The organism is Rhodopseudomonas sp., from assembly GCF_013377015.1.
GTDB lineage: Bacteria > Pseudomonadota > Alphaproteobacteria > Rhizobiales > Xanthobacteraceae > JARJEH01.
The window spans coordinates 956,155-981,314 of the sequence record NZ_JACABA010000001.1 but is presented as its reverse complement, the minus strand read 5'-3'; the positions used below and the strand labels follow the sequence as shown (position 1 = coordinate 981,314).

The 25,160-nt window shown below is 63.8% G+C and carries 28 protein-coding genes and 1 tRNA gene; 16 read left to right on the top strand and 13 right to left on the bottom strand.

What is annotated here, in order from left to right; translation table 11 throughout:
- Positions 1 to 16 precede the first annotated feature (16 nt).
- Entirely contained in the window at positions 17 to 634 is a 618-nt protein-coding gene (locus HXX15_RS04795; RefSeq protein WP_296513203.1) for a cytochrome c oxidase assembly protein, read from the top strand.
- Between the two features lie 75 nt (positions 635 to 709).
- Positions 710 to 1,567 (top strand): cytochrome c oxidase subunit 3, encoded by an 858-nt coding sequence (locus HXX15_RS04790; protein WP_296513200.1) that lies wholly within the window; start codon positions 710 to 712, stop codon positions 1,565 to 1,567.
- A gap of 74 nt (positions 1,568 to 1,641) precedes the next feature.
- Here the strand turns inward: HXX15_RS04790 and HXX15_RS04785 are convergent, their stop codons facing one another.
- Positions 1,642 to 2,022 carry an SgcJ/EcaC family oxidoreductase gene (locus tag HXX15_RS04785; RefSeq protein WP_296513197.1) on the bottom strand — a complete coding sequence of 127 codons (381 nt, stop codon included), beginning with the start codon at positions 2,020 to 2,022 and terminating at the stop codon, positions 1,642 to 1,644.
- 69 nt (positions 2,023 to 2,091) lie between these two features.
- Between HXX15_RS04785 and HXX15_RS04780 the strand changes: the two genes are divergently transcribed.
- The 5 genes from HXX15_RS04780 (at position 2,092) to HXX15_RS04760 (ending at position 3,982) form a co-directional block, all read left to right on the top strand.
- Entirely contained in the window at positions 2,092 to 2,496 is a 405-nt protein-coding gene (locus tag HXX15_RS04780) for a DUF983 domain-containing protein (protein ID WP_296513195.1), read from the top strand.
- Positions 2,493 to 3,254, top strand: a complete 762-nt coding sequence (locus HXX15_RS04775) for an SURF1 family cytochrome oxidase biogenesis protein (protein ID WP_296513193.1) — start codon at positions 2,493 to 2,495, stop codon at positions 3,252 to 3,254. The genes HXX15_RS04780 and HXX15_RS04775 overlap by 4 nt, the downstream gene beginning before the upstream one ends.
- A gap of 128 nt (positions 3,255 to 3,382) precedes the next feature.
- Positions 3,383 to 3,456 (top strand) — tRNA-Gly (locus HXX15_RS04770).
- Between the two features lie 60 nt (positions 3,457 to 3,516).
- Positions 3,517 to 3,747 carry a type II toxin-antitoxin system HicB family antitoxin gene (locus HXX15_RS04765; protein WP_296513190.1) on the top strand — a complete coding sequence of 77 codons (231 nt, stop codon included), beginning with the start codon at positions 3,517 to 3,519 and terminating at the stop codon, positions 3,745 to 3,747.
- 1 nt (position 3,748) lies between these two features.
- A complete protein-coding gene (locus HXX15_RS04760; RefSeq protein WP_296513188.1) occupies positions 3,749 to 3,982 on the top strand; it encodes a type II toxin-antitoxin system HicA family toxin in 234 nt (77 codons plus the stop codon).
- Between the two features lie 85 nt (positions 3,983 to 4,067).
- Here HXX15_RS04760 and HXX15_RS04755 read toward each other — a convergent pair whose 3' ends face one another.
- Positions 4,068 to 4,286: a hypothetical protein gene (locus tag HXX15_RS04755; RefSeq protein ID WP_296513186.1), complete on the bottom strand. Its 219-nt coding sequence runs from the start codon at positions 4,284 to 4,286 to the stop codon at positions 4,068 to 4,070.
- Between the two features lie 64 nt (positions 4,287 to 4,350).
- Positions 4,351 to 4,806, bottom strand: a complete 456-nt coding sequence (locus HXX15_RS04750; protein ID WP_296513184.1) for a hypothetical protein — start codon at positions 4,804 to 4,806, stop codon at positions 4,351 to 4,353.
- A gap of 329 nt (positions 4,807 to 5,135) precedes the next feature.
- On the opposite strand from HXX15_RS04750, the gene thrC reads away from it, so the two are divergent.
- The 4 genes from thrC (at position 5,136) to HXX15_RS04730 (ending at position 9,268) form a co-directional block, all read left to right on the top strand.
- Positions 5,136 to 6,554, top strand: coding sequence for a threonine synthase (gene thrC, locus HXX15_RS04745; RefSeq protein WP_296513182.1), 1,419 nt, complete (start codon positions 5,136 to 5,138; stop codon positions 6,552 to 6,554).
- A complete protein-coding gene (locus HXX15_RS04740; protein ID WP_296513180.1) occupies positions 6,551 to 7,840 on the top strand; it encodes a pitrilysin family protein in 1,290 nt (429 codons plus the stop codon). The genes thrC and HXX15_RS04740 overlap by 4 nt, the downstream gene beginning before the upstream one ends.
- 70 nt (positions 7,841 to 7,910) lie before the next feature.
- On the top strand, positions 7,911 to 8,498 hold the full coding sequence (locus HXX15_RS04735) for a GNAT family protein (RefSeq protein ID WP_296513177.1): 588 nt from the start codon (positions 7,911 to 7,913) through the stop codon (positions 8,496 to 8,498).
- A gap of 119 nt (positions 8,499 to 8,617) precedes the next feature.
- Positions 8,618 to 9,268 (top strand): hypothetical protein, encoded by a 651-nt coding sequence (locus HXX15_RS04730; RefSeq protein WP_296513175.1) that lies wholly within the window; start codon positions 8,618 to 8,620, stop codon positions 9,266 to 9,268.
- Between the two features lie 91 nt (positions 9,269 to 9,359).
- On the opposite strand, the gene HXX15_RS04725 is transcribed toward HXX15_RS04730, so the two are convergent.
- The 5 genes from HXX15_RS04725 to HXX15_RS04705 all read right to left on the bottom strand — a co-directional run bounded on the left by HXX15_RS04725 (position 9,360) and on the right by HXX15_RS04705 (position 11,949).
- Positions 9,360 to 9,854 carry an ATP F0F1 synthase subunit B gene (locus tag HXX15_RS04725; RefSeq protein ID WP_296513173.1) on the bottom strand — a complete coding sequence of 165 codons (495 nt, stop codon included), beginning with the start codon at positions 9,852 to 9,854 and terminating at the stop codon, positions 9,360 to 9,362.
- A gap of 5 nt (positions 9,855 to 9,859) precedes the next feature.
- The gene (locus HXX15_RS04720; RefSeq protein WP_296513171.1) at positions 9,860 to 10,417 is read right to left on the bottom strand and encodes a F0F1 ATP synthase subunit B'; all 558 of its coding nucleotides are present in this window, start codon (positions 10,415 to 10,417) and stop codon (positions 9,860 to 9,862) included.
- Between the two features lie 52 nt (positions 10,418 to 10,469).
- Complete coding sequence (locus HXX15_RS04715) at positions 10,470 to 10,697, bottom strand: F0F1 ATP synthase subunit C (RefSeq protein WP_009796340.1); 228 nt, start codon at positions 10,695 to 10,697, stop codon at positions 10,470 to 10,472.
- A gap of 39 nt (positions 10,698 to 10,736) precedes the next feature.
- Positions 10,737 to 11,489, bottom strand: coding sequence for a F0F1 ATP synthase subunit A (locus tag HXX15_RS04710; RefSeq protein ID WP_296513146.1), 753 nt, complete (start codon positions 11,487 to 11,489; stop codon positions 10,737 to 10,739).
- Positions 11,490 to 11,565: 76 nt separating this feature from the next.
- A complete protein-coding gene (locus HXX15_RS04705) occupies positions 11,566 to 11,949 on the bottom strand; it encodes an AtpZ/AtpI family protein (protein ID WP_296513144.1) in 384 nt (127 codons plus the stop codon).
- 300 nt (positions 11,950 to 12,249) lie between these two features.
- Between HXX15_RS04705 and HXX15_RS04700 the strand changes: the two genes are divergently transcribed.
- The 3 genes from HXX15_RS04700 (at position 12,250) to HXX15_RS04690 (ending at position 14,237) form a co-directional block, all read left to right on the top strand.
- Positions 12,250 to 12,873: a 2-hydroxychromene-2-carboxylate isomerase gene (locus HXX15_RS04700; RefSeq protein WP_296513142.1), complete on the top strand. Its 624-nt coding sequence runs from the start codon at positions 12,250 to 12,252 to the stop codon at positions 12,871 to 12,873.
- 128 nt (positions 12,874 to 13,001) lie between these two features.
- Positions 13,002 to 13,529 (top strand): hypothetical protein, encoded by a 528-nt coding sequence (locus tag HXX15_RS04695; RefSeq protein WP_296514838.1) that lies wholly within the window; start codon positions 13,002 to 13,004, stop codon positions 13,527 to 13,529.
- A gap of 210 nt (positions 13,530 to 13,739) precedes the next feature.
- Positions 13,740 to 14,237 (top strand): secondary thiamine-phosphate synthase enzyme YjbQ, encoded by a 498-nt coding sequence (locus HXX15_RS04690; RefSeq protein WP_296513140.1) that lies wholly within the window; start codon positions 13,740 to 13,742, stop codon positions 14,235 to 14,237.
- A 79-nt stretch (positions 14,238 to 14,316) separates the two neighbouring features.
- Here the strand turns inward: HXX15_RS04690 and HXX15_RS04685 are convergent, their stop codons facing one another.
- Complete coding sequence (locus HXX15_RS04685) at positions 14,317 to 15,981, bottom strand: MFS transporter (RefSeq protein ID WP_296513138.1); 1,665 nt, start codon at positions 15,979 to 15,981, stop codon at positions 14,317 to 14,319.
- Positions 15,982 to 16,309: 328 nt separating this feature from the next.
- Between HXX15_RS04685 and HXX15_RS04680 the strand changes: the two genes are divergently transcribed.
- Positions 16,310 to 16,987: a response regulator transcription factor gene (locus HXX15_RS04680; RefSeq protein ID WP_296513136.1), complete on the top strand. Its 678-nt coding sequence runs from the start codon at positions 16,310 to 16,312 to the stop codon at positions 16,985 to 16,987.
- A gap of 126 nt (positions 16,988 to 17,113) precedes the next feature.
- The gene (locus tag HXX15_RS04675) at positions 17,114 to 18,277 is read left to right on the top strand and encodes a serine hydrolase (protein WP_296513135.1); all 1,164 of its coding nucleotides are present in this window, start codon (positions 17,114 to 17,116) and stop codon (positions 18,275 to 18,277) included.
- An 11-nt stretch (positions 18,278 to 18,288) separates the two neighbouring features.
- Here the strand turns inward: HXX15_RS04675 and HXX15_RS04670 are convergent, their stop codons facing one another.
- The 4 genes from HXX15_RS04670 to HXX15_RS04655 all read right to left on the bottom strand — a co-directional run bounded on the left by HXX15_RS04670 (position 18,289) and on the right by HXX15_RS04655 (position 25,127).
- The gene (locus tag HXX15_RS04670; RefSeq protein ID WP_296513133.1) at positions 18,289 to 18,918 is read right to left on the bottom strand and encodes a glutathione binding-like protein; all 630 of its coding nucleotides are present in this window, start codon (positions 18,916 to 18,918) and stop codon (positions 18,289 to 18,291) included.
- Between the two features lie 97 nt (positions 18,919 to 19,015).
- Complete coding sequence (locus HXX15_RS04665; RefSeq protein ID WP_296513130.1) at positions 19,016 to 22,528, bottom strand: PAS domain-containing hybrid sensor histidine kinase/response regulator; 3,513 nt, start codon at positions 22,526 to 22,528, stop codon at positions 19,016 to 19,018.
- 111 nt (positions 22,529 to 22,639) lie between these two features.
- Positions 22,640 to 23,869, bottom strand: a complete 1,230-nt coding sequence (gene hemA / locus HXX15_RS04660; protein ID WP_296513128.1) for a 5-aminolevulinate synthase — start codon at positions 23,867 to 23,869, stop codon at positions 22,640 to 22,642.
- A 193-nt stretch (positions 23,870 to 24,062) separates the two neighbouring features.
- On the bottom strand, positions 24,063 to 25,127 hold the full coding sequence (locus HXX15_RS04655; protein ID WP_296513126.1) for an MBL fold metallo-hydrolase: 1,065 nt from the start codon (positions 25,125 to 25,127) through the stop codon (positions 24,063 to 24,065).
- Between the last annotated feature and the right edge of the window lie 33 nt (positions 25,128 to 25,160).

Below are 25,160 nucleotides of genomic sequence, written 5' to 3'. Positions count from 1 at the left end.
GGGAGCTTTGCGGCCGATGACCCCGGAGCCAACCAACTGCAGCAAGACCCCGCGCCTCGGGCGCGACACCGTCGTGGCGTCGATCTGCGGCCTGGTGGTGGCACTGATGGTCGGCGCCTCTTACGCGGCCGTCCCGTTCTACAACTGGTTTTGTCGCGCCACCGGTTTCAACGGCACCACCCAGGTGGCGACTTCGTCGCCGGATTCCGCGCCGCTGCAGCGCAAGATCGCAGTGCGGTTCGATTCCAACGTGAGCGGCGGGCTGCCGTGGAAGTTCGAGCCGGAAGTCACCGAGATCGAGGTTCCGATCGGCAAGGTGATCACCGTGTTCTACACCGTGACCAACCAGGCGGCGCGCACGACGACCGGGATTGCGGCCTACAATGTGGCGCCGCTGACGGTCGGCGCGTATTTCCAGAAGATCAACTGCTTCTGCTTCACCGAACAGACCATGGCCGCCGGCGAAAAGCGCGAGATGCCGGTGGTGTTCTATGTCGATCCGGCGCTGGCCGCCGACGCAGAAAACAACGGGCTGAACACCATCACGCTGTCCTACACATTCTACCCGGTGCAGAATCCGACGCCGAAGCCGCTGGCTTCGACCGAGCCGGACAAGCGCAAGGGCAGTCTCTGATCGTTGAAGTCGCGGGATTCGATTGTCGGGACCGGACAGATGCAAGCCAACACCGGGAATAACGGAGAACACAAAATGGCCACGGCGCAAGTCAAGCACCACGACTACCACCTCGTCGATCCCAGCCCGTGGCCGGTGGTGGGCTCGATCTCGGCCTTCATCATGGCGGTCGGGGCGATCAGCTGGATGCACCACATGTACACGGGTGCGCCGCTGGTGTTCGGCGCCGGCACCGTGGGCGTGCTCTATACATTCGCCAGCTGGTGGGCCGACGTCATCAAGGAAGCCCAGCACAAGGGCGACCACACTCGCGTGGTCCAGATCAGCCATCGCTACGGCATGATCCTGTTCATCGCCTCCGAGGTGATGTTCTTCGTCGCCTGGTTCTGGGCGTTCTTCAATTCGTCGCTGTTTCCCGGCGATCCGGTGCACGCCACCCGTGAGGCGCTGTTCGGCGGGGTGTGGCCGCCGAAGGGCATCGAGACCTTCGACCCCTGGCATCTGCCGCTGCTTAACACCCTGATCCTGCTGACCTCGGGCACCACGGTGACCTGGGCGCATCACGCCCTGCTGCACAACGACCGCAAGGGCCTGAAATATGGCTTGATGCTGACGATCGCGCTCGGCGTCATCTTCAGCTGCGTGCAGGCCTATGAATACAGCCACGCCACGTTCTCGTTCGCCGGCAACGTCTATGGCGCGACCTTCTTCATGGCCACCGGCTTCCATGGCTTCCACGTCATCGTCGGGTCGATCTTCCTCGCGGTCTGCCTGTTCCGCGCCTATGCCGGACATTTCACTCCGGAACGCCATCTCGGCTTCGAATTCGCCGCCTGGTACTGGCATTTCGTCGACGTGGTCTGGCTGTTCCTGTTCATCTGCATCTACGTCTGGGGCCGCGGCGCCGAAGCCATGGCGCACGCCGCGCACTGATTGCAGCCGGATGTGCGACAAGGGGCGGTCGAAAGGCCGCCCCTTGTTTTTGGTCCCGTGTGTTTAGCGAAACGCTATCCGATCGGCTTCGGCAGGATCGACGAATGATGGTGCGCGATCATCCATGCGCCGTCCCGCTGCAGCAGGACGAAACTATATCGGGCGGGAATCACGGCGGTCTGGCCGCCCGCCACGCGCGTGAAGTCGTAATGGCCGGCATCGACGACGCAGGCATCGGAAATCCGGGACGTCACGTGCTGCCCCAGCGTCGTCTTGAGACCCGCGCGGGCGGCCTGGACGAAATAGGTCTCGATGTCCTGCGGCGTCGTCGTCAGCGTCTGGGCCAGCGTTCCCCAGATCACGGCGTCCGGCGCATACAGCGCGGCGACCGCGCTCGCGTCGCCATCATTGAAGCCCCGCGCCCATCGCTCCAGAGTGGCGTAAGCCTCGGCCATTCTTCAAATCTCCTCCCGGTGGTCCGTTTGTGAAGGACGGCCGACCCTGTTTGGGATAATCAATCCATCATGAACGAACCGGCCACCGATTTCCAAACCAAATTGCCGCTCTCGCAGAGCATCCTGCGCGGCCTGGCCTGCAAGTGCCCGCGCTGCGGCAAGGGCAAGTTGTTTACGGGCTTCCTGACGCTGCGGCCGGGCTGCGACGCCTGCGGGCTGGACTACGCCTTCATCGATGTCGGTGATGGCGCGGCGATCTTCATCATCATGATCTCGGGCGCGATCGTGGTGCTCGCGTCCTTGATCGTCGAGGTCAAATACCAGCCGCCATTCTGGCTCCACGCCGCGCTGTGGCTGCCGTTGATTCTGGCGACCACGCTGCTGCCGCTGCGCGCGATGAAGGCGCTGCTGATCGCGCTGCAGTTCCATCACAAGGCCGCCCCCGGCCAGTTGATCAATCGCGAACCGAAATGACGGCTCGCGCTCCGCGCCGGCGCGGCATCGCCGGCCTGGCCCTGATTTCGCTGCTGATGGTGTCGGTGCTATTGTCGCTCGGCTTTTGGCAGCTGCAGCGCCGGCTCGACAAGCACGCTCTGATCGCAGCATTGACCGAGCGGCTCGCTGCGCCCCCCGCCGCACTGCCCGACGTCCGCGATTGGGCGGCGCTCACTCCGGCCCATGACGAATTCCGCCGCGTCGTCTTCACCGCGGCCTATGACAAGCGCCCCGACGCGATGGTGTACTCATCCGGGTCGGCGGTGCGCGACGATATTTCCGGACCCGGCACCTGGGCGTTGCTGCCGGCGCGGCTGCCGAGCGGGCAGACCGTGGTGATCAATACCGGCTTCGTCCAGAACACAATGCAGGATCGGGCGCAGCAGGACCGCGCGGTCGCGCCGCTCGTCACCGGCGTGACGGTGACGCTGACCGGCTATCTGCGCTTTCCCGATCCTGGCGGCGCGCTGACGCCGCGCGGTGATCCGGTGAAGCGGCTGTGGTTTTCGCGCGACCTGCGCGGCATCGCCACCGCGCTCGGCTGGGGCGAGGTGGCGCCGTTCTATATCGATCTCGAACTGCCGATGCCGGCCAGCGGCATCCCGAAGCCGGCGCCGCTCAGCGTCCATCTCAAGGACGACCATCTGCAATACGCCATCACCTGGTTCGGCCTCGCCGGCGCGGTCGCGATCGCCTTCGGATTCTGGCTGTTCGGCCAGCGCCGCCGTGCCGCTTGACGCCGGACGGGCTTGGCGGGCCTCCGCTGCTTCGTGTAAGATCGAGCCACGGGTTCGCCGAGACGCGACACAGACAGCGCCACCGGGATTCACCGCGTTTGCCTTAAGCAGTTGATTTCACTGAGATCGCGGGCGTAGTTCAATGGTAGAACGGCAGCTTCCCAAGCTGCATACGAGGGTTCGATTCCCTTCGCCCGCTCCAATACCCGCTGGAACGCAAGACGCGTCCCCGGTACGCTACGTAAGAGTCGGGAGCCAGATCATGGCGGCAACCTACAGCTATTCCGTCATTCTCGAGCCCCAGGAGGGCGGTGGCTTTACCGTGCTGGTCCCGGCGCTGCCCGAGGTCGTGACCGAGGGCGATACCGAACAGGAAGCGCTCGCCAATGCCGAGGAGGCGATTCGTGCCATCCTCGCTTATCGGCGGGAACAGGGACTGACACCGCCGTCGGATGCTCATCCCGAAATTCGCCAGGTGACGGTGGCCGCCTGAGATGGGCGGCGGGCTGCCGGTCCTCAACGGTCGACGTGTGATCCAGGCGCTGTTGAGAACGGGTTTCGTCGTCAATCGGATTGTCGGGAGTCATCATGTTTTGGTCTACCCCGGAGACCCGGCACGAACGGTGACCGTTCCGGTTCACGCCGGACGAGACCTGAAACCCGGTACTCTGCGTTCGATTATTCGGCAGACCGGCCTGACCGTGGAGGAGTTCAACGAACTTCTTTGAAACTGCTTCGTCCCTCACGAACTGAGGTGCATAGATCGGCTTGCAGAGACGGCGAATCACGCGTTCGCTGATCTGCCCTACGAGCTCATTGCTTCTTCGCTGACTCTGCCATCATTGCGATGAATTTTTGCCAGCTAATTTTTCTACCATTGCCTTGCGTGATCTTGCCGTTGCACCATTCTAATCCGGTCTTGGTCACGTAACAGTCGCCCAAGAAATTTCCGTCGTTGTCGCGGACCTCAAATTCGAGCCCCTTGTTCTTGACCTCCATCTCGACGGTAAAGTCTTTAATCTTTACTTGCATGGTTCACTTCTCCAGAAGTTGGGTAGTAATTAATTTTGAAAGAAATACGGAATGAAACGGGTTTCTAAGCCCTGATCGAAATCTCGATCTGTGAAACGGAGATGCCAAGACTTTCGGCTAGAGCAGCTTTCGCCTCTGCAATCGTCATGCCCTTCGTGATGGATTGCTCTGCTGTATCCTCGATTTCTTCTTCCTCGGGGTCCTCCGCTTTGTCCAATTGAATGGGCTCTCCGGCCGCCGCTTTGCCGAGACCGATGCAACTGAATTTCCACTCCAGGCGTGATTTCGAGCCGCGCCGACCTACAACAAATTGACCGCATCCGGCCGCTTCCAGATCGCGAGCCAGAGCAACGGCATCGCCGCGACTGATCTCCAACTTCCGCGAAATCACATCAAGACTCGTGAAGGTTGCGTCGCGCTCACGGCGTGCATTGAGGTCAAATAACGCCTGAGCATTGGGATTTTTATTGTAGAGTACGCGAATGGCCCTAATGACGTCGTCAGCAAGATCATTCGCCATTTCAAAACCCTTTAATGCCAGAAAAATCGCCTATATGAATATAATAGCCGGATATAAGGATGAATACAAGCATAAAAAGCCGCTTTTCATCTTAAATAACGAAGATTGTTATGTTATAAGGCGATAAGTTTTGTAAGGGGTGGCCTATGAGGGTTAGTATCCTTCCCAAGCTGCATCCGAACGTTCGCTTCCCTTCGCCTGCTCCACCTGTTTTTGTTTTTCCATACCGCCCAAAACGCTCTATGGTGCCCGGCGATTTCACCGGTGCGTGAGATTATAATCCATCAAAATCAAAGACTTGGCGTCGGTCAGGGTCTTTGGAGGATGCCTTGACGCAATATATTTCGACGCGGGGCGAGGCCCCCAGGCTGGGCTTCTGCGATGTCATGCTGACCGGGCTGGCCCGTGACGGCGGTCTTTACGTGCCCGAGGTCTGGCCGCAGCTGACGCCCGAGACCATCGCCGGGTTCTTCGGCCGTCCGTATTGGGAAGTCGCCGTCGAGGTGATCCGCCCGTTCGTCGCAGGCGACATCTCCGACGCCGATCTCGGGCGCATGGCGAATGAGGCCTATGCGACCTTCCGCCATCCGGCGGTGGTGCCGCTGCGCCAGACCGCTCCGAGCCAGTTTGTGCTCGAGCTGTTTCACGGCCCGACCCTGGCGTTCAAGGACGTCGCGATGCAGCTGATCTCGCGGCTGATGGATCATGTGCTGGAAAAGCGCAGGCAGCGCACCACCATCGTGGTGGCGACCTCGGGCGACACCGGCGGCGCCGCGGTCGATGCCTTCGCCAACCTCAACAATGTCGATCTGATCGTGCTGTTTCCGCACGGCAAGATTTCCGAGGTGCAGCGCCGGATGATGACGACCTCGGGCGCCGCCAACGTCCATGCGCTGGCGATCGAGGGCCATTTCGACGATTGCCAGGCGATCGTGAAGGGCCTGTTCAATCACCATAAATTTCGCGACCAGGTGTCGTTGTCCGGGGTAAATTCGATCAACTGGGCGCGGATCGTGGCGCAGGTGGTGTACTACTTCACCAGCGCGGTGGCGCTCGGCGCGCCGGCGCGGGCGGTCGATTTCACTGTGCCGACCGGCAATTTCGGCGACATCTTCGCCGGCTATGTGGCGAAGAAGATGGGGCTGCCGATCCGCAAGCTGCGGATCGCCGCCAACATCAACGACATTCTGGCGCGCACGCTGAAGACCGGGATCTACGAGGTCCGCGAGGTCCACGCCACCGCGTCGCCGTCGATGGACATCCAGGTCTCGTCGAATTTCGAGCGGCTGCTGTTCGAGGCGGCGGGCCGCGACGCCGCGCTGGTGCGCGGCCTGATGGCGTCGCTCAATCAGTCCGGCCGCTTCGTGCTGCCCGATGCAGTGCTGGCGGCGATCCGCGAGGAATTCGACGCCGGCCGCGCCGACGAAGACGAAACCAATGCGGCGATCCGCACCGCCTGGCGCGAGGCCGGCGATCTGGTCGATCCGCACACCGCGGTGGCGCTGGCGGTCGCCGATCGCGACACGCCGAATCAGCGGATCCCCAATATCGTGCTGTCGACCGCGCATGCGGCGAAATTCCCCGACGCGGTGGAAGCCGCCTGTGGGGTGCGGCCGCCATTGCCGGCCTGGCTCGACGGTCTGATGACCAGACCCGAGCAGGCCAAAATCATGAAGCGCGACCAGGTCGAGATCGAACGCACCATTGCGTCGGTCAGCCGGGCAGCGAACCAAGGAGTTGCCGGATGAGCGTCGACGTCACCAAGCTTCCCTCCGGCCTGACCGTGATCACCGATACGATGCCGCATCTCGAGACCGCAGCGCTCGGGGTCTGGACCGGGGTCGGTGGGCGCGACGAGAAGCCGGACGAGCACGGCATTTCGCATCTGCTCGAACACATGGCGTTCAAGGGCACCAAGCGGCGGACGTCGCGCGAGATCGCCGAGGAGATCGAGGCGGTCGGCGGCGACCTCAATGCCGGCACCTCGACCGAGACCACCGCCTATTACGCCCGGGTGATGAAGGCCGACGTGCCGCTGGCGCTCGACGTGCTGTCCGACATTCTCGCCAACCCGTCATTCGACCCCGAGGAGCTGGAGCGCGAGAAGAGCGTCATCGTGCAGGAAATCGGCGCGGCGCAGGACACTCCCGACGATGTGGTGTTCGAGCACCTCAACGAGCTCTGTTACCCGGAACAACCGATCGGCCGCTCCTTGCTCGGTACCGCCAACACCCTGAAGGAGTTCAACCGCGACACGCTGCAGGGCTATCTGTCGACGCATTACCGCGGCCCCGAGATGGTGGTCGCCGCCGCCGGCGCAGTCGACCACAAGCGCGTTGTCGAGGAGGTCGAGCGGCGGTTCGCCAGCTTTGACGGCACCATGGCGCCGAAGCCGCAGCCGGCGATGTTCGGCAATGGCGGCTCGCGGGTGGTGCATCGCGACCTCGAGCAGGCGCATCTGACGCTGGCGCTGGAGGGACTTCCGCAACGGGATATGTCGCTGTTCAGCCTGCAGGTGTTCACCAATATTCTCGGCGGGGGAATGTCGTCGCGGCTGTTCCAGGAGGTCCGCGAGAAACGCGGGCTGTGCTATTCGATCTACACTTTCCACGCACCCTATACCGACACCGGCTTCTTCGGCCTCTATACCGGCACCGATCCGGAGGACGCTCCGGAGATGATGGAAGTCATCGTCGACGTCATCAACGACGCGGTCGAGACCCTGACCGAGGCCGAGATCAATCGCGCCAAGGCGCAGATGAAGGCCGGGCTGCTGATGGCGCTGGAAAGCTGCAGCTCGCGCGCCGAGCAGCTCGCCCGCCACATCCTGGCCTATGGGCGGCCGTTGACGGTCGAGGAGCTGGTGGCCAAGATCGACGCTGTCAGCATCGAGACCACACGCGACGCCGCCCGCGCGCTGATGTCGCGCAGTCGCCCCGCGGTAGTGGCGCTGGGCAGCGGAAGAGGGCTGGACACCGCGGTGGGTTTTGCGGAAGGATTGACCCAGTTGAAGGCTAAAGCCAGCTACCATTGAAGCGGCCGTAACGTCCGATCATTGCGTGGGCGCTGAACGTCTCACGGGTTGCGGGGCCGGGAGCAAGATCATGGCGCTGTTTCGAATGCCATCCAGCGGACCGGCGGCGTTGGCGCCGCGTGGCCATGGGTTGTTGCTGCGTGCGCCGCAAATGTCAGATTTCGCCCAATGGGCCGAGCTTCGCGAGGCCAGCCGCGCATATCTCACACCATGGGAGCCGATCTGGCCGTCCGACGACCTGACCCGCTCCGGCTTCCGCCGCCGGCTCCGGCGCTACGCCGAGGATATTGCCGGCGACAAATCCTATCCCTTCATCGTGTTCCGGGAATCCGACGGCGAGATGCTGGGCGGCGTGACGCTGGCCAATGTCCGCCGCGGCATCGTCCAGGCCGGCACCATAGGCTACTGGATTGGCGAGCCGCACGCCCATCGCGGCTATATGACGGCCGCGCTGCGGGTGCTGCTGCCGATGCTGTTCGGCGAGCTCAACCTGCACCGGGTCGAGGCCGCCTGCATTCCCAGCAATGCGCCCTCGATCCGGGTGCTGGAGAAATGCGGCTTCACCCGCGAGGGGATGGCGCGACGCTATCTCTGCATCAACGGCGTCTGGCAGGATCACCTGCTGTTCGGCCTGCTGCACGAGGATTTCCGCGGCTAGCCATTTTTGCCCGGGTTCAACGCCTTTGGTTCGCCGCCTTTGCTTTGGTATAAGGCGACGCGTCGGGGGGCGACGTTGCGAGAAGCCGGGGACGTCAGATGGGCGACAAGCGAGATATCATGAGAATTGCGACGCCGGCCCGGCGGCGCGGCATCGCCATGCGGACCACGATCTGCGCCGGCCTGTGCTGCGGTCTGCTGGCCACCGCGGCGTCGGCGCAATCGATCACCGATCGTTTCAAGAACCTGTTTGGCGGATCGTCGGAGCCCGCTCCAGCCACGGTTCAGGGCGGTGCGCCGGCTTCCGTGGCCGAGACCGACCTGACCTGTCCGGAGGTCAGCGTCCGGATCGGCGCATCGACCTATGCGGTGGGCCTTCCCGGCAAGACCGCCGCCGGCAACGATCTGCGCTATCAGGCCACGATCGGCCAGACCGCGCGCGCCTGCAGTATCAGTGGCGGCGTGATCACCGCGCGAATCGGGATCCAGGGCCGCGTCATCGCCGGCCCGGCCGGGGCGCCGGCCTCGGTCGACGTGCCGCTGCGGGTCGCCGTGGTGCAGGAAGGCGTGTCGCCGAAGACCGTCTTCACCAAGGCGTACCAGACCAATGTGGCGATGGACCCGCAGGGCAACGTGCCGTTCAGCCTGGTGGCGGAGGACGTGGTGTACCCGGCGCCGCCCGCCGCGATCGGCGATTCCTACGTGTTCTATATCGGGTTCGATCCACAGGCGCTGAAGCCGGCGCCGCGGGAGCGGGCAAAGAAGAAGTAGCGCTCACCCTCCCCCTCCAGGGGCGGGTGAACAAACAAAAAGCCGGCGCGAGATCATCGCGCCGGCTTTTTGATTGTTATCGAGAGGCGGCTCAGTTCAGCTTGGCGCGAACTTCCTCGATGCCCTTGGTCAAGAGACCGTCGGCCAGCGAACCCTTCACCGACTGCGACAGGATGGTGGAGGCCGCGGTCACCGCGGCGTTGGCGGCGGCGGCGCGGACGTCGGCCATCGCCTGCGCTTCGGCGAGAGCAATCTTGCCCTCGGCGGTCTTGGTCCGCCGGGCGATGAAATCTTCCAGCTTGACCTTGGCTTCCGCCGCGATCCGCTCGGCCTCGGCCCGGGCGCTGGCGACGATGTCCTGGGCTTCCTTCTCCGCGGTGGCGTGACGGGCGCGATACTGCGCCAGCAGCGCCGCGGCCTCGTCCTTCAGCTTGCGGGCCTCGTCGAGCTCGGCCTTGATCCGGTAGCTGCGGTTGTCGAGGCTCTTCAGCACGGTGCGGTGAACGCCGACATAGACGAACACGCCCATCAGGATGACGAACGCGACGGCGACCCAGGTTTCAGCTTCCGAGAATATCCCAGTCATCCCCGTCATCCCTTCAACGAAGCATCGACGGCGCTGTCGAGCGCCTTGCCGTCGGGTGCGATGCCGGTCAGCCGCTGCACGATCGCAGTGGCGGCCTCGGCGGCGATGGCGCGCACATTGCCCATCGCGGTTTCACGCGTCGCCGCGATGGTCTTTTCCGCGTCGGCGAGCTTGACCGCCAGCCGCTCTTCCAGCGTCTTGCGCTCGGCTTCGGACGCCGCGTGAAGCTTCTCGCGGGTTTCGGCGCCGATCGCCTGGGCCCGGGCGCGCGCCTGCGCGAGCTCGGTCTCATAGGCTTTCAACGCGTCGTCCGATTCGCCCTTCAGCTTCTGCGCGGCGGCGAGATCGCCGTCTATCTTGCCGCGCCTCTCCTCGAGCACGCCGCCGACCTTCGGCAGCACGATTCTGGACACGATCAGATACAGGGCGACGAAAGCCACCAGCAGCGACACCAGTTGCGACGCAAAGGTGTCCTTCTGGAACGGAGGGAAAGGAGCCTTGTGGCCGCCTTCCGCTTCCGTATGGGCAGTCGCACCCTTGGCGTTGCCATGACCTTCAGCCACGAGCTTCTCCCATTCAGCCGATCACGACCTTGCGGTCAGGATCCGGTTTGGCTCAGAGCGCGAACAGCAGCAGCAGCGCGATCAGCAGCGAGAAGATGCCGAGCGCTTCCGTCACGGCGAAGCCGAAGATCAGGTTGCCGAACTGGCCCTGAGCTGCCGACGGATTGCGCACCGCTGCGGCCAGATAGTTGCCGAAGATGATGCCCACGCCGGCGCCCGCGCCGCCCATGCCAATGCAGGCAATACCAGCGCCAATGTACTTCGCGGCAATCGGATCCATGAAACGCTCCTGTTGAGGTTTGCTAGAGAAAACCGGGGCTCAGTGCCCCGGATGAATCGCATCGTTGAGATAGATGCAGGTGAGGATGGTGAAGACGTAGGCCTGGAGGAACGCGACCAGCAGCTCAAGCGCGGTCAGCGCGATCACCATGCCGAGCGGCAGCACGGCGCCGAAATATCCGGCGATGCCGGCGCCGGCCAGCAGCGGGATGAAGCTCGCGAACACCTTCAGGGCGATGTGGCCCGCCAGCATGTTGGCGAACAGACGCACCGAATGCGACACCGGCTTGAGGAAGAACGAAATCACCTCGATGAACACGACCAGAGGCAGGATGTAGACCGGAACGCCCGACGGCACGAACAGCTTGAAGAATTTCAGGCCGTTCTTGTAGAAGCCGTAGCCCAGCACGATGAAGAACACCAGCAACGCCAGCGCGACGGTGACGATCAGATGGCTGGAAACGGTGAAGGTATAGGGAATGATCCCGATCAGGTTCGAGACCGCGATGAACATGAACAGCGAGAACACCAGCGGGAAGAACTTCAAGCCTTCGGAGCCGGCGGTCGATCGGATGGTTCCGGCGACGAATTCGTAGCTCAGTTCGGCGATCGACTGGATCCGCCCCGGCACCATTTGGCGCCCGGCCATGCCGCCGATCATCAGCAGCGAGATCACCGCCACCGAGAGGAACATGTAGGCCGACGAATTGGTAAACGCGATTTCCTGGCCGCCAATGTGACCAAGGGTGAAGAGCTTGGTGATCTGGAACTGATGAATTGGATCGGCGGCCATTCGTTTCTCAGTCTATCGGTTTCGCGGTGTCACGCGGCTATCGACGAATCTGCGGTCGCGCTTCGGGCCACCCGCGTCAGAGCCGTTCGGACTGCTTCGCCATCACACCCGCGGCCCTCATCACATTGATCACGCCGGCGGTGAAGCCGAGCAGCAAGAACACGATAAGTCCCCAGGGCGAAGTCGACAGCAAGCGATCGAAACCCCAACCGAGAGCCGCTCCGGCAAGAACTCCAGCGACCAGTTCGGAGGAGAGGCGAAGCCCCACGGCCATGGCGGATGCCTTGGCCTGAGCCGCGTCCTCGCTTCCAGACTGGTCAGTCCCGATCTTTCGGCTGCCCCCAATTTTGGACAACCGGCGATCCAGATTTCCGAGCCTTGCGGAAAGCGCAGCTTCATCGGGCGTATTGCCGCGACTTCCATCCTCACGATCGCTGCCTTCGCGCGTGTCTTCCGCCATGCTGTGGAGACCCGAAACGATGCCGCGCTGGATGAAAATAACGCCCCATTACCCTTAAAAGCCGCGCGGACCATACTGACGGCATCCGGGCAAGTCAAGATTCGGTCGCAAGCATTGAACTCATTGAATTGCCTTGCGTTATTGCGGATTCCGCAAACCGCCGTGGTAACTTGTCCGCAGTGCAATAGCGCATCCGCACCATGATCCGGCTTGCACCGCGCGAAGCGGTCTGTTGGGATGCCCTCAGCTTCGGAAATTCGCGCAACGGATGGCCGGGCTACCCCCGGTGCCGGAGTGCGCATGCCGCGTCAGATCGACTATTATTTTTCGTTCCAATCGCCCTGGGCCTATATCGGCCACAAGCCCCTTCGGGAGGTCGTAAGCACTTACGGTCTCAAGATAAATTACAAGCCGGTGCTGTTGCTCGAGCTGTTTTCGGAGACCGGCGGGTTGCCGCTGGCCAAGCGCCATCCGGTGCGCCAGCGTTATCGCATGGTCGAACTGCAGCGCTGGCGCGACAAGCGCGGGCTCAATTTTCATCTCAAGCCGAAGCACTGGCCGTTTAACGCCAGGCTCGCCGACGGGCTGGTGATCGCGGCGATCGAGGCCGGCCACGATCCGGATCCCTATCTGCAATTGGCCTATCCGGCGGTGTGGGAGCTTGAGCTCGACCTCGCCGATCCGGCGGTGCTGACGCAGCTGGCCGATCAGGCCGGGCTGCCGGGTCGGGAGTTGGTCGAGCGCACGGCGTCAGATGCGATCGGGACCGCCTATGAGCAGAACCGCCATGACGCGATGGCGGCTGACGTGTTCGGATCGCCGGCCTATGTGCTCGACGGCGAGGTGTTCTGGGGCCAGGACCGGATCGATTTGCTGGCGGATGCGTTGAAATCCGGGCGGGGACCATATCGTCCTGCCGGCTAGGCACCCATATAGAGGGCGTTCTCACCTGTGAGGCGGAGCATTCCATGACCGATGCCATCACGCCGGCAACGACCCGCGCCACCTCCACGCTGACGGTCCGGGCGCTGCGACACGGCTGCCTGGCCGCCATGATGACGGCCGCGCTGGGGCTTTGCAGCACAGGCACTTTCGCCCAGTCGATGCCCGATACCGAAAACGGCCGCTACACGCTGTCGCCGGCCGCCGAGGGTTTGCTTCGGCTCGACACTCGTAGCGGGACGCTGTCGACCTGCAGCGACAAGGGCGGTGGCTGGGCCTGCTACGCGACGCCCGACGAGCGCGCCGCGTTCGACGCCGAAATCGGCCGGCTGCAAAAGGACAATGACCGGCTGAAGCAGGATGTCGAAAGCCTGAAGAAAGACAATGACGGCCTCAAGGCGCAGCTCGCGGCGCGCGAACCGCCTGCCATCGGCAAGATCGACGAGCCGCTGCCGAAAGCCGATTCGCTGAAGAAGCCCGAAATCACCTCGAAGGACGGCGAGCGCAAGCTGGAAATCCCGCTGCCCAGCGACCGCGACCTCGACCGGATGATGGCATTCCTGGAAAACGCCTGGAAGCGACTGCTCGAACTGGCGAACCGGATGCAGAAGGACGTCAGCGGCAGCGGCAAGACCTGAGAGTCTGACCGGAAAGGGAGCCAGCAAAATCAGGCGCTTAAGTTCGTCATTGCGAGCCGAGGTCGGCGCGCAGCGCCGGCCGAAAGCGAAGCAATCCAGGGGCTGCGAGCGTAGCCCTGGATTGCTTCGTCGCAAGAGCTCCTCGCAATGACGAACTTAAGCGCCTGATCTTGTTGCGTGCATTTTGAGTGCGACTCTGAGGCAAGGCCTATGACGATCCCCAAGATGACCTCCAGGACGATCCCCAAGAACTTATTACGCTCGTCGCTTTCGTCGGTCACCGCGACCCACATCGTCTCCTTGGTGCTGACGGTGCAGACCTCCGGCGCCGGCTTCGTCGATCTGACCGGCGAGGTCGCAAAATTCGTCGCCGAGGCCGACGCGCAGGACGGCGCAGTGACGCTGTTCGTGCGTCACACGTCTGCGTCGCTGACGATCCAGGAAAATGCCGATCCCTCGGTGCTGGTCGATCTGGCGGCCGTGCTGAACCGGCTGGCGCCGGAGACCGCGAACTGGAGCCACGACAGCGAAGGCCCCGACGACATGCCGGCGCATGTCAAAACCATGCTGACGGCGACATCGCTGCAGATCCCGGTGCTCGGCGGCCGGCTGGCGCTCGGCACCTGGCAGGCGGTCTATCTGATCGAACACCGCCGCCGCACGCACGCCCGCGAGGTGGTGGTGCAATTTATCGGCAATGTCGGCTGAAAACAAAACGGCCACGGATTGCTCCGCGGCCGCCGTGATGTCGCCTGGTCGATCCGGCGGGAACGCCGGATCGCGAAGCTCAGGTGTGGCTGATATCGACGTTCTTGGTTTCCGGCATGAAGATCAGGCCGACGATGAATGTGATCGACGCGAAGATGATCGGGTACCACAGGCCGGCGTAGATATCGCCGGTCGAAGCCACGATCGCGAACGCGGTCGCCGGCAGCAGTCCGCCGAACCAGCCGTTGCCGATGTGGTAGGGCAGCGACATTGAGGTGTAGCGGATCCGGGCCGGGAACAGTTCGACCAGCATCGCCGCGATCGGCCCGTACACCATGGTGACGAAGATCACCAGGATGAACAATAGCCCGATCACCGCCGCGGTCTGCGGCTTGAAGATGTCGAACGGGTTCGACATCTTGACGATTTCGGCATTGCCCGCCTTCGGGTAACCGGCGCCGAGAACTGCCGCCAGCACCGCCGGGTTCGAGGTCTTGGCGTCAGTATAGGGCACGTCGGTGCCGTTGACGGTGACCTTGACGCCGGAGCCGGCCGGGCCGTAAGCGGTCGAGTACTTCACCGAGGACTGCGCGAGATAGGCGCGGGCGGTGTCGCAAGGCGCGGTGAACACGCGGGTGCCGACCGGGTTGAACAGATCGCCGCACAGCGCGGGATCGGACACCACCTGGACCTTCACCGATTCGATCGCTTTTTCCAGTGCCGGGTTGGCGTTGGAGGTGATCATTCGGAAGATCGGGAAGAAGGTCAGCGCGGCGATCAGGCAGCCCGCCAGGATGATCGGCTTGCGGCCGATCTTGTCCGACAGCCAGCCGAAGAAGATGAAGAAGCCGGTGCCGAACAGCAACGACCAGGCGATTAGCAGGTTGGCGGTGTAGCCATCGACCTTGAGGATCGATTGCAGGAAGAACAGCGCGTAGAACTGGCCGGTGTACCAGACCACGCCTTGGCCCATGGTGCCGCCGATCAGCGCGATCAGCACGATCTTGGCGTTACCCCAGTTGGCGAAGGCTTCGGTCAAGGGCGCTTTCGAGCTCTTGCCTTCATCCTTCATCTTCTGGAACACCGGCGATTCATTCAGCCGCAGCCGAATCCAGACCGAGACCGCGAGCAGGATGACTGAGACCAGGAATGGAACGCGCCAGCCCCACGCCGCGAATTCAGCCTCGCCGAGAATGGTGCGGGTGAACAGGATCACGATCAGCGAGACGAACAGCCCGAGCGTCGCCGTGGTCTGGATGAACGAGGTGTAGTAGCCGCGCTTGCCGGGGGGCGAATGCTCGGCCACATAGGTCGCCGCTCCGCCGTACTCGCCGCCGAGCGCGAGGCCCTGCAGCAGCCGCAACCCGATCAGAATAATCGGCGCCGCGATACCGATCGTCGCTGCATTCGGCAGCAGGCCGACCACGAAGGTCGACAGGCCCATGATCAGAATCGTGACGAGGAAGGTGTATTTGCGGCCGACGATGTCGCCGACCCGGCCGAACACGATGGCGCCGAACGGACGCACCAGGAAGCCGGCAGCGAAGGCCAGCAGGGCGAAGATATCGCGCGTGGCGGGCGGATAGGCGCTGAAGAACTGGGCGCCGATGATGCTGGCGAGCGATCCGTAGAGGTAGAAATCGTACCATTCGAAAACGGTACCGAGTGAGGATGCCAGAATGACGAAACGTTCGTCTTTGGTCATCCCGCCCGTGCGTACAGATGTAGCGGCTATTGTGGACATATAGCGTTGCCTCCCCAAGATATTGACACGAAAATTTTCTCCACGCGCCGATCTTTGTCGGATAGATGCTGGAGCTTTAGAGCCAAGGTAACATTGTCGGTAACCGCGCCCCAATAAGACTTTCGGCCCTCTTCCGGCTTGGTTCTTGCGCCTGCTCAATGTTTTGCGACGCACAATCAGGCAGGATCATATTGACAGGGCGCGAGGTTCGCCTTGCCAGCGGGCGGCCTTCGGACGACACTTGGATCGGTCGAATGGATCGTTCAGGCCGCTGAGATGCGAATTCAAATGCGAATAGTTTCACCTTCAGCCTGCGATAAGGTACAAAATGACCACCCCCGCAAGCACGCACCTGATCATTGCTGACGATCATCCGCTGTTTCGTGATGCCTTGCGACTGGCTGTCGCAAGCGTCGTGACCCCGGCCAGGATCGGCGAGGCCGGTTCGTTCGAAGAATTGACCGCGATGCTGGAACGCGACGGCGACGTCGATCTGGTTCTGCTCGATCTGAAGATGCCGGGGATCAGCGGCTTTTCCGGGCTGATCTATCTGCGCGCGCAATATCCGGCGATTCCGGTGGTCGTGGTGTCGGCCTCTGATGATGTGGAAACCATCCGACGATCACTCGACTTCGGCGCCTCGGGCTTCGTTCCGAAGCGATTCGGCGTTGAAAAGCTGGGCGAGGCGATCCTCCGGGTGCTGGATGGCGACGTTTGGGTTCCGCCCGATGTTGACCTGTCGGCAGCGTCCGATCCGGAAATGTCCAAGCTGCGCGATCGTCTGGTGACGCTGACGCCGCAGCAGGTCCGGGTGCTGATGATGCTGTCCGAGGGCCTGCTCAACAAGCAGATCGCCTACGAGCTCGGGGTGTCGGAAGCCACCATCAAGGCCCACGTCTCCGCGATCCTGCAGAAGCTGGGGGTCGAGAGCCGGACCCAGGCGGTGATCGCCGCGGCGAAGATCTCCGGAAGCCAGTGGCGCCAGGACGAGCCGGTGCCGCAGTAGCGGCGGGCGGCGGACTTGACGCCCTTCTATCCCTGACGAAAATGATCCGGCCCCTGCTGCGCAAGGGCTGGCGATGTCGTGGCCGGGGGATCTGGCGGAAACGCTCCGCGACAAGGGCGACGTCATATGAACACGGCGAACCCCAATCGTCGCGACGTCCTGTTCGGCGCGGTCGCCGCCGCCGCACTCATCCAACAGCCGAGGGGGGCATTCGCCGTGTCGGATCGATGGCTGCCGATCACGCCCGCCGACGCCGGCTTCGCGCCCGATCTCGAGGCGCGGTTCGACAAGGCCGTTGCCGAACGCCGGGTCTGGAATTTGCACGGCCTGGTCGTGCTGCGGAACGATCGGTTGGTGCTGGAGCGCTATTTCGACGGCGACGATCGCGCCCGCGGCATCGGCGATCTCGGCCGTGTCAGCTTCAAGCCGAAGACGCTGCACGATCTGCGCTCGTGCTCGAAAAGCATCGTCGCCTTGCTGTACGGAATTGCGCTGCAACAGGACAAGGTGCCGCCGCCGGAAGCGCCGTTGTTCTCCGCCTTTCCCGAATATGCCGATCTCGCCGGCAGCGATGGCCGCGACCGGCTCACCATTCAGCATGTGCTGACGATGACGATGGGCACCGATTGGGACGAGAGCAGCCTGATCTATTCGGATCCGCGCAACAGCGAAACCGCGATGGATGCCGCGGCGGATCGCTACCGCTACGTGCTGGAACGACGCGTCGTCGAGACGCCCGGTACGCGTTGGACCTATTGCGGCGGCGCCACCGCGCTGCTGGCGCGCCTGATCGCCAAGGGCTCGGGCCAGACGCTGCACGCCTTTGCGCGCGAGGCTCTGTTCGATCCGTTGGGACTGGGGCCGACCGAATGGGCGGGCGGCCCCGATGGCGAGCCGTTCGCAGCGTCCGGCGCCCGGATGGCGGTTCGCGACCTGGCGCGGATCGGCCAGATGATGCTGCATGGCGGCCGCGTCGACGGTCGGGCCGTGGTGCCCGCCGATTGGGTGACGCGGTGCATCACCCCGGTCGTCAGCGCCGACGAAGTTCGCCGCTACGGCTATCAATGGTTCGTGCTCGATATCGGCTTCGGCAAGCCGAAAGGCTGGGCGATCGGGCGGCTGGAGCGGATGTGGACGGCGCAGGGCGAAGGCGGCCAGCGGCTGTTCATCATTCCGGCCCTGCAACTCGTCATCGCCATCACGGCGGGAAACTACATGAAGGAAGACCAGTGGATTCCGCCGACCCGCGTGCTGCGCGAGGTGATCCTGGCGAGCGTTTCCGAGAGCTGAACGTGGTCGCCTCAGCCTGAGGCGGCCAGTTCCGCGGCGATCGCGGTCCTGACATTGGCGCGCTCGGACATCCGGCTCCGGTGCGCGATGACGCCAGGGATGCGCTCGGGATCGACGCCGTCGTCCTCGATCCATTGCGCCAGCGTGAACAGATACGGGTCGGCGATGCTGTAGCGCTCGCCCATCACCCACGGGCCTTTCAGCATACGGTTCTCGATCAGATCATAGCAGGCGCCGACCGATTCCGGGACCTTGCGCTGCATATCGGCGAAGGACGATTCCTCATAGGCCCAGCGATGGCCCCGCATCCGGTGCGCGTGAGCGACGTGCAGGGTCGAGCACAGATAGCTGTTGAACGCCTGCACCTCGGCGAAGGCGAACGGATCGTCGAGCGGCGCCAGCTGCGCATCCGGAAAACTCTGCGCGATGAACGCCAGCATCGCCGGCGTTTCGGTCAGGACGCCGCGCGGCGTCACCAGCGCGGGCACCCGCGCCTTCGGGTTGATCGCCAGATAGTCGACCGATTGCTGTTGCGTGGTGGCGAACGCGATGCGCCGCAGTTCGTAGTCGGCTCCGGCGTCCGCGAGCGCGATGTGCGAGGCCAACGAGCAGGTATGCGCGGCGTAATAAAGCGTGAACATCGGATCCTTGCGGGGGCACGAGGATGGGTGACGATCCGCGACCCTACCAACGGCGATCGCAATGGCAAGCGCCGGCTGGGTCGATGCTTGGATCGTGCTATTCCGCCGCCGCCACGGCCTGCTGGGCGTGCCACTGGCTCAGCAGCGCGCGCAGCGAGGCGGCCTTCACCGGCTTGTTCAACACGGCGATTTCCTCGTGCCGCGCCGCGGCGCGCACGCCGGGGCTGCGATCGGCGGTGATCAGGATCGCCGGAATGCCCTGTCCAAAGCGGTGCCGTATATCTCTGATCGCCGCGATGCCATTGCCGCGGTCGAGGTGATAATCGACCAGCAGGCCGGTAATGCGCTGGCCGGCGGTCTCGATTGCCTTGATCGCGGCTTCCGGATCGGCGACGGCGATGACCTTAGCGTCCCAGGTCGTCAGCAACGTCTTCATGCCGTCCAGGATGGCGGCATCGTTCTCGATGCAGACCACCAGAATCCCGGTCATCGACGCCCGCGACAGCGGCGTGGCGCTGGTGACCGCGGCGGTGTGGTTGACCGCCTTGGCGACCGGCACCGTGACGGAGAAATACGAGCCGCCGCTGTGATTGGAATCCAGCGCGATGCCGTGATTGAGCACTCGCGCCAGCCGCTCCACGATCGACAGCCCGAGCCCGAGCCCGCGGGCGATCCGCGCGCCCTGTTCGAGCCGGTGAAATTCCTTGAAGATCTCGCTGCGCTTCTGGATCGGGACGCCGACGCCGGTGTCGTAGATCCCGATCTGTAACGACTGGCCGCGGCGTCGGCAGCCCACCAGCACGCGGCCCTGCGGGGTGTATTTGATGGCGTTGGAAATCAGGTTCTGCAGCAGCCGGCGCAGCAGCAGCCGGTCGGATTCGACCGGCAGCGAACACGGCACGAAGGTCAGCTTCAGCGCCTTGGCGCGCGCGGTCGGCGCGAATTCGATCTCCAACGAACGCATCAGGTCGCCCATCACGAAGCTGGAGATCGACGCCGTCATCGCGCCGGCATCGAGCCGCGAAATATCGAGCAAGGCGCCGATGATCTCCTCGATCGCCTCGAGCGAATCGTCGATGTTCTCCACCAGCCGCGAATCCTCGCCGCCATTCTGCCGCTCCACCAGGCTGGTGGCGTAGAGCCGGGCGGCGTTCAGCGGCTGCAGGATGTCGTGGCTGGCGGCAGCGAGGAAGCGGGTCTTCGAGATATTGGCTTCCTCAGCGGTGCTCTTGGCCAGCGCCAGCGCCGAATTCAGCCGCGTCAGTTCCTCGGTACGGTCGCGCACGCGTTTTTCCAGCGTCGCATTGGCGCGCTCCAGCGCCTCGGCGGCCTCGAAGCTCGGGGTGACGTCGGAGAAGGTGATGACGAGGCCGCCGTCGGGCATCCGGTTGGCGCGCACTTCGATCACCAGATGGCGATCGTGAAGCCGTTCCAGAAAGGGCTCGCCTTCGGTGGTGTAGGCGGCGAGCCGCATCTGGGTCTGGGCGTCGGCGTCGCCGAACGTCTGGGTGTTGCTGGTGGCGAGGAACTCCAGGATTTCGACCAGTGGAATCCCGATCTGGATGATGTGCGGCGGCAGCCCGAGGATGTCGCCGAATTGCCGGTTGGAGCAGATCAGCTGCAGGTCCGGATTGAACACGGCGATGCCCTGTCGGACGTGATTGAGTGCGGTCTGCAGGATCTCGCGGTTGAAATGCAGCGCGGCGTGGGAATCGTCGAGCAGCTTCAGCGCCGCCTCCGCCGACACCGTGCGCTTGCGCAGCAGCAGCGACAACACCAACCGCGACGACGCCGCCCCGATCGAGGACGCGATCAGGTGCTCGGCGTGCTTGAGCAACTCGAAATTCGCCGACGCCGTTGGCTCCAGACTGATGCCGCGGGTGGTCGCGAAAGTCCGGAACGAGCTGTGGGCGCGTTCGGGGCCAAGATATTGGGTCACCGCGCCGAGAATGTCCTGAACCGTGACCGTGCTGCGCCAGCGCCGGAACGCCGGCGTCATCGGCGTCAGGGTGTCGGGAACGAAGACTTCGGCCTGCAGCCGCTCGATCGATGACGGGCGGCGCAGCAGCGACAGCACGATGTAAGCCAGAATGTTGAGCGACAGGCTCCACAGCACGCCGTGCAGCAGCGGCGGCAGATCGGCGCCGAACAGCGCCTGTGGGCGCAGCGCCTCGATCCCGAACGGGCCGTGCTGCAACAGCAGCATCCCCGCGGTGTTGCCCTCCATGAAGCTCGGGATGAACAGCGTATAGGCCCACGCCGCGAATCCGATCAGCATGCCGCCGATCGCGCCGCTTGCGGTGGCGCGGCGCCAGATTAGGCCACCGAAGAAGGCCGGCGCGAATTGCGCGATGGCGGCGAACGACAGCAGCCCGATCGCCGCCAACTGCGTGTTGCCGAGCGCGCGAAAGTACAGATAGGCCAGGATCAGGATCGCGAAGATCGCGATCCGGCGCACCTTCAGCAGAAAACCGCCGAAGTCCCGCTGGCCGCCGCGCGGGGCCGCGCCGCGTTTCAGCACCAGCGGCATCACCAGGTCGTTCGACACCATCACCGCCAGCGCCACGCATTCGACGATCACCATCGCGGTCGCCGCCGACAGCCCGCCGATGAACACCGCGACGCTGAGCAGCGGCGCGTTGGCGGCGATCGGCAGCGCGAGCACGTACATATCGCTGTCGACCGCGCCGAACGGGAAACTGATCAGCCCCGCCAGCGCGATCGGGATCACGAACAGATTGATCGCGACCAGATACAGCGGAAACAGCCAGCGGGCGCGGCCGACCTCGGCGTCGCTGGAATTCTCCACCACGCTGACGTGGAACTGCCGCGGCAGCAGCATGATCGCGCAGAACGACAGCAGCACCATGGTGAGGAAATTGCCGGTCGACGGCGTATAGGTGATGGCGCGGACCGCCTCCGGCATCTTCATGGCGCGGTCGATCAGTTCGGTCGGACTGAACATCCAGAACGTGACGAACACGCCGGCGGCGATGAACGCCACCAACTTGACGATCGACTCGGTTGCCACCGCGAGCATCAGGCCGTGCTGGTGCTCGGTGGCATTGGTCTGCCTGGTGCCGAACAGCACCGCAAACAGCGCCATCGCCATCGCGACGATCAGCGCGATGTCGCCGACGATCGGGATGTTGGAAATGTCCTGATCGTCGCCCAGGATGGTCTGCAGCGACGACGCCACCGCCTTGAGCTGCAGCGCGATGTAGGGCACCGAGCCGACGATCGCGATGATCGCCACCGTCGCCGCCACCGCCTGGCTCTTGCCGTAGCGGGCGGCGATGAAGTCGGCGATCGAGGTGATGTTCTGCGATTTCGCCAGCCGGATCACGCGGCGCAACAGCGGCGTGCAGAACGCGATCATCAGGATCGGGCCGACATAGATCGCTAGGAAATCGAAGCTGGTGCGGGTGGCGAAACCGACCGAGCCGAAGAAGGTCCACGAGGTGCAGTAGATCGCCAGTGACAGCGGGTAGATCAGGCCGCCGGCCCGCTCGCGTTGAGAATGCGAAAGCCGGTCGCCATAGCTGGCGACGTAGAACAGGAACCCGATGTAGCCGAGCGCGGCTGCGATCACGCCCCAGTCGTGCAGCATTCCGGTTTGCTCCCTGCGCGGAAACGGCGCGCGCCGAAACCTATCGCGTCGGGCCGCCGCAAGCGACAGGGATTTTCACCCGGATCGGCCGGATCGCGCCGCGCCTGCCGCTTATTCCGCCGCGATCGCCTTGGCGCCGAGCGGCAGGCCGAGCTGGCCCCAGACCTGAACCAGCGCCTCGGCCAGCGCGTCGATCAGCGCGTCGTCGTGATACGGCGACGGCGTGATCCGGAGCCGCTCATGGCCCTTGGCGACGGTCGGGTAGTTGATCGGCTGGATATAGATGCCGTGCTCCTCAAGCAGCAGGTCGCTGGCCTTCTTGCAGCGCTCGGCCTCGCCGACGAACAGCGGCACGATATGGGTGTCTGTCGACATCACCGGCAGGCCGGCGGCGGTCAGGATTGCCTTGACCCTCGCGGCGCGGTCCTGGTGGCGCTCGCGTTCCCAACTCGACGACTTCAGGTGCCGGATCGCGGCGGTGGCCGCCGAGCAGATCGCCGGCGGCAGCGAGGTGGTGAAGATGAAGCCCGGCGCATAAGAGCGCACCGCGTCGATTACGTCGGCGCGTCCAGCGATATAACCGCCGAGGCAGCCGAACGCCTTGGCCAACGTCGCTTCGATAATGTCGATCCGGTGCATCACGCCGTCGCGCTCGGCGATGCCGCCGCCGCGCGGGCCGTACATGCCGACGGCGTGGACTTCGTCCACATAGGTCATCGCATTGTACTTCTCGGCGAGATCGCAGATCTTGGCCAGCGGCGCGATGTCGCCGTCCATCGAATACAGGCTCTCGCAGGCGATCAGCTTCGGCCGGTCGGGGCCGGCCGCAATCAGCAGTTCTTCCAGATGGGCGACGTCATTATGGCGCCACACCACCCGCTCGCAGCCCGACTGCCGGATGCCCTCGATCATCGAATTGTGGTTCAGCGCATCGGAAAGGATCAGGCAGTTCGGGATCAGCTTGCCGAGCGTCGACAATCCGGTCTGGTTGGAGACGTAGCCCGAGGTGAACAGCAATGCTGCTTCCTTGTGGTGCAGATCGGCGAGTTCCTGCTCGAGCTGGACCAGCGGATGATGGGTGCCCGCGATGTTGCGGGTGCCGCCGGCGCCGGTGCCGAGCCGGGTCGCGGTCTCGACCATCGCGCCGACCACCTTCGGATGTTGTCCCATCCCGAGGTAATCGTTCGAGCACCAGATCACGACGTCGCGCGGTCCGGCCGGAGAATGCCAGGTGGCATGCGGAAACCGGCCGGCGATCCGTTCCAGATCCGCAAACACGCGATAGCGGCGCTCATCGCGCAGGCGAAGGAGGGCATCCCCGAAGAATTTGCTGTAATCCATCACGATTGACCTGAGACCGAGATCGCGACCGATCGTCGCGCCGTGCTATTAGAACGCCTCTAGGCCGAATGTCGAGGTGCAAATCGCGCTTCGGGGCCGCAGCGGCAGACGCTCCGGGTTGCTTTCCGCGCGGGTCAAGACTTGATCGGGATCAATGCATTAGCTGGCATTTTGGGATTCGAAGGTAGTTAACTCAGGCAGCCTTGAAGCGTAGTATGCCGTCCGGCTTGTGGACGACGGTCAAGCGGCCGTGCGCGAGCATGTAGTTGACATGCGCGATCAGTTCGCCCGCCGCGAACCCGGTCTGATGCGCGTCCAGTACGTGCTTGTGGAAGATCACCGGCACCAGCTCCGCCGACGTCATCGCGACTTCGCCGCAAGCCACGGCGATCATCTGGCAGCGCTCTTCGTGGTGGTCGGACAGCTGCCTGATCCGGGTTTTCACGCCGTAGAACGGAACCCCGTGCCCGGGCACCACCAGCACGTCGTCGGGCAGCAATTCCGCGAGGCCGTTCAGCGAGCTCAAATAGGCGCCGAGCGAATTTTCTTCCGGCTCATGCGCCCACACGCTGACATTGGGCGAGATCTTGCTCAGCACCTGATCGGCCGACAGGAACAGTTTGTCGGCGGCGCAATACAGCATCACCTGATCGGGCGAATGGCCGGCTCCGGTGATAATCCGGAACGTGCGCGCGCCGATGATGAGCTCGCCGCCATGGGCGAGGCGGCGGTAGGCGGCGGGAAGCGGCACCGTCTTCTTCAGATAGTCCTGGCCGCGGCCGAGCAATTGCGCGGTGATCGCCTCGTCCATGCCGTGGCGCCGGAAGAACTGCCGTGAATTGACGATCCGTTCCTCGGTCCGGCGGTTCTGGTGATAGACCCCCGACAGATACTCGATCTGCGACATGTAGAACGGGCAACGGAATCGCTCGACGATCCAGCCGGCCTGGCCGACATGGTCGGGATGGGCATGGGTCACGATCACCCGGCTGATGGTCTTGCCGGCCAGCGGGCCAGCGAACAGTGCTTCCCACGCCGCGATCGTGGCTTCGTTGCCAAAGCCGGTGTCCACCATCGCCCAGCCGTCGCCGTCGGCCAGCAGGTAAATGTTCACATGGTTGAGGCGAAACGGCAGCTTGAGCCGAATCCACAACAGGCCGGGGGCGATTTCAACGACCTGATCCTGACCGGGATGGCTCTCCCAAGGATACCGCAGGTCGTCGCTCGTGATTTTGATGGCGTCGGTTTTTGAATGCATCTTGCTTCGCTTGGGCTCCCGACACCGGCTTAG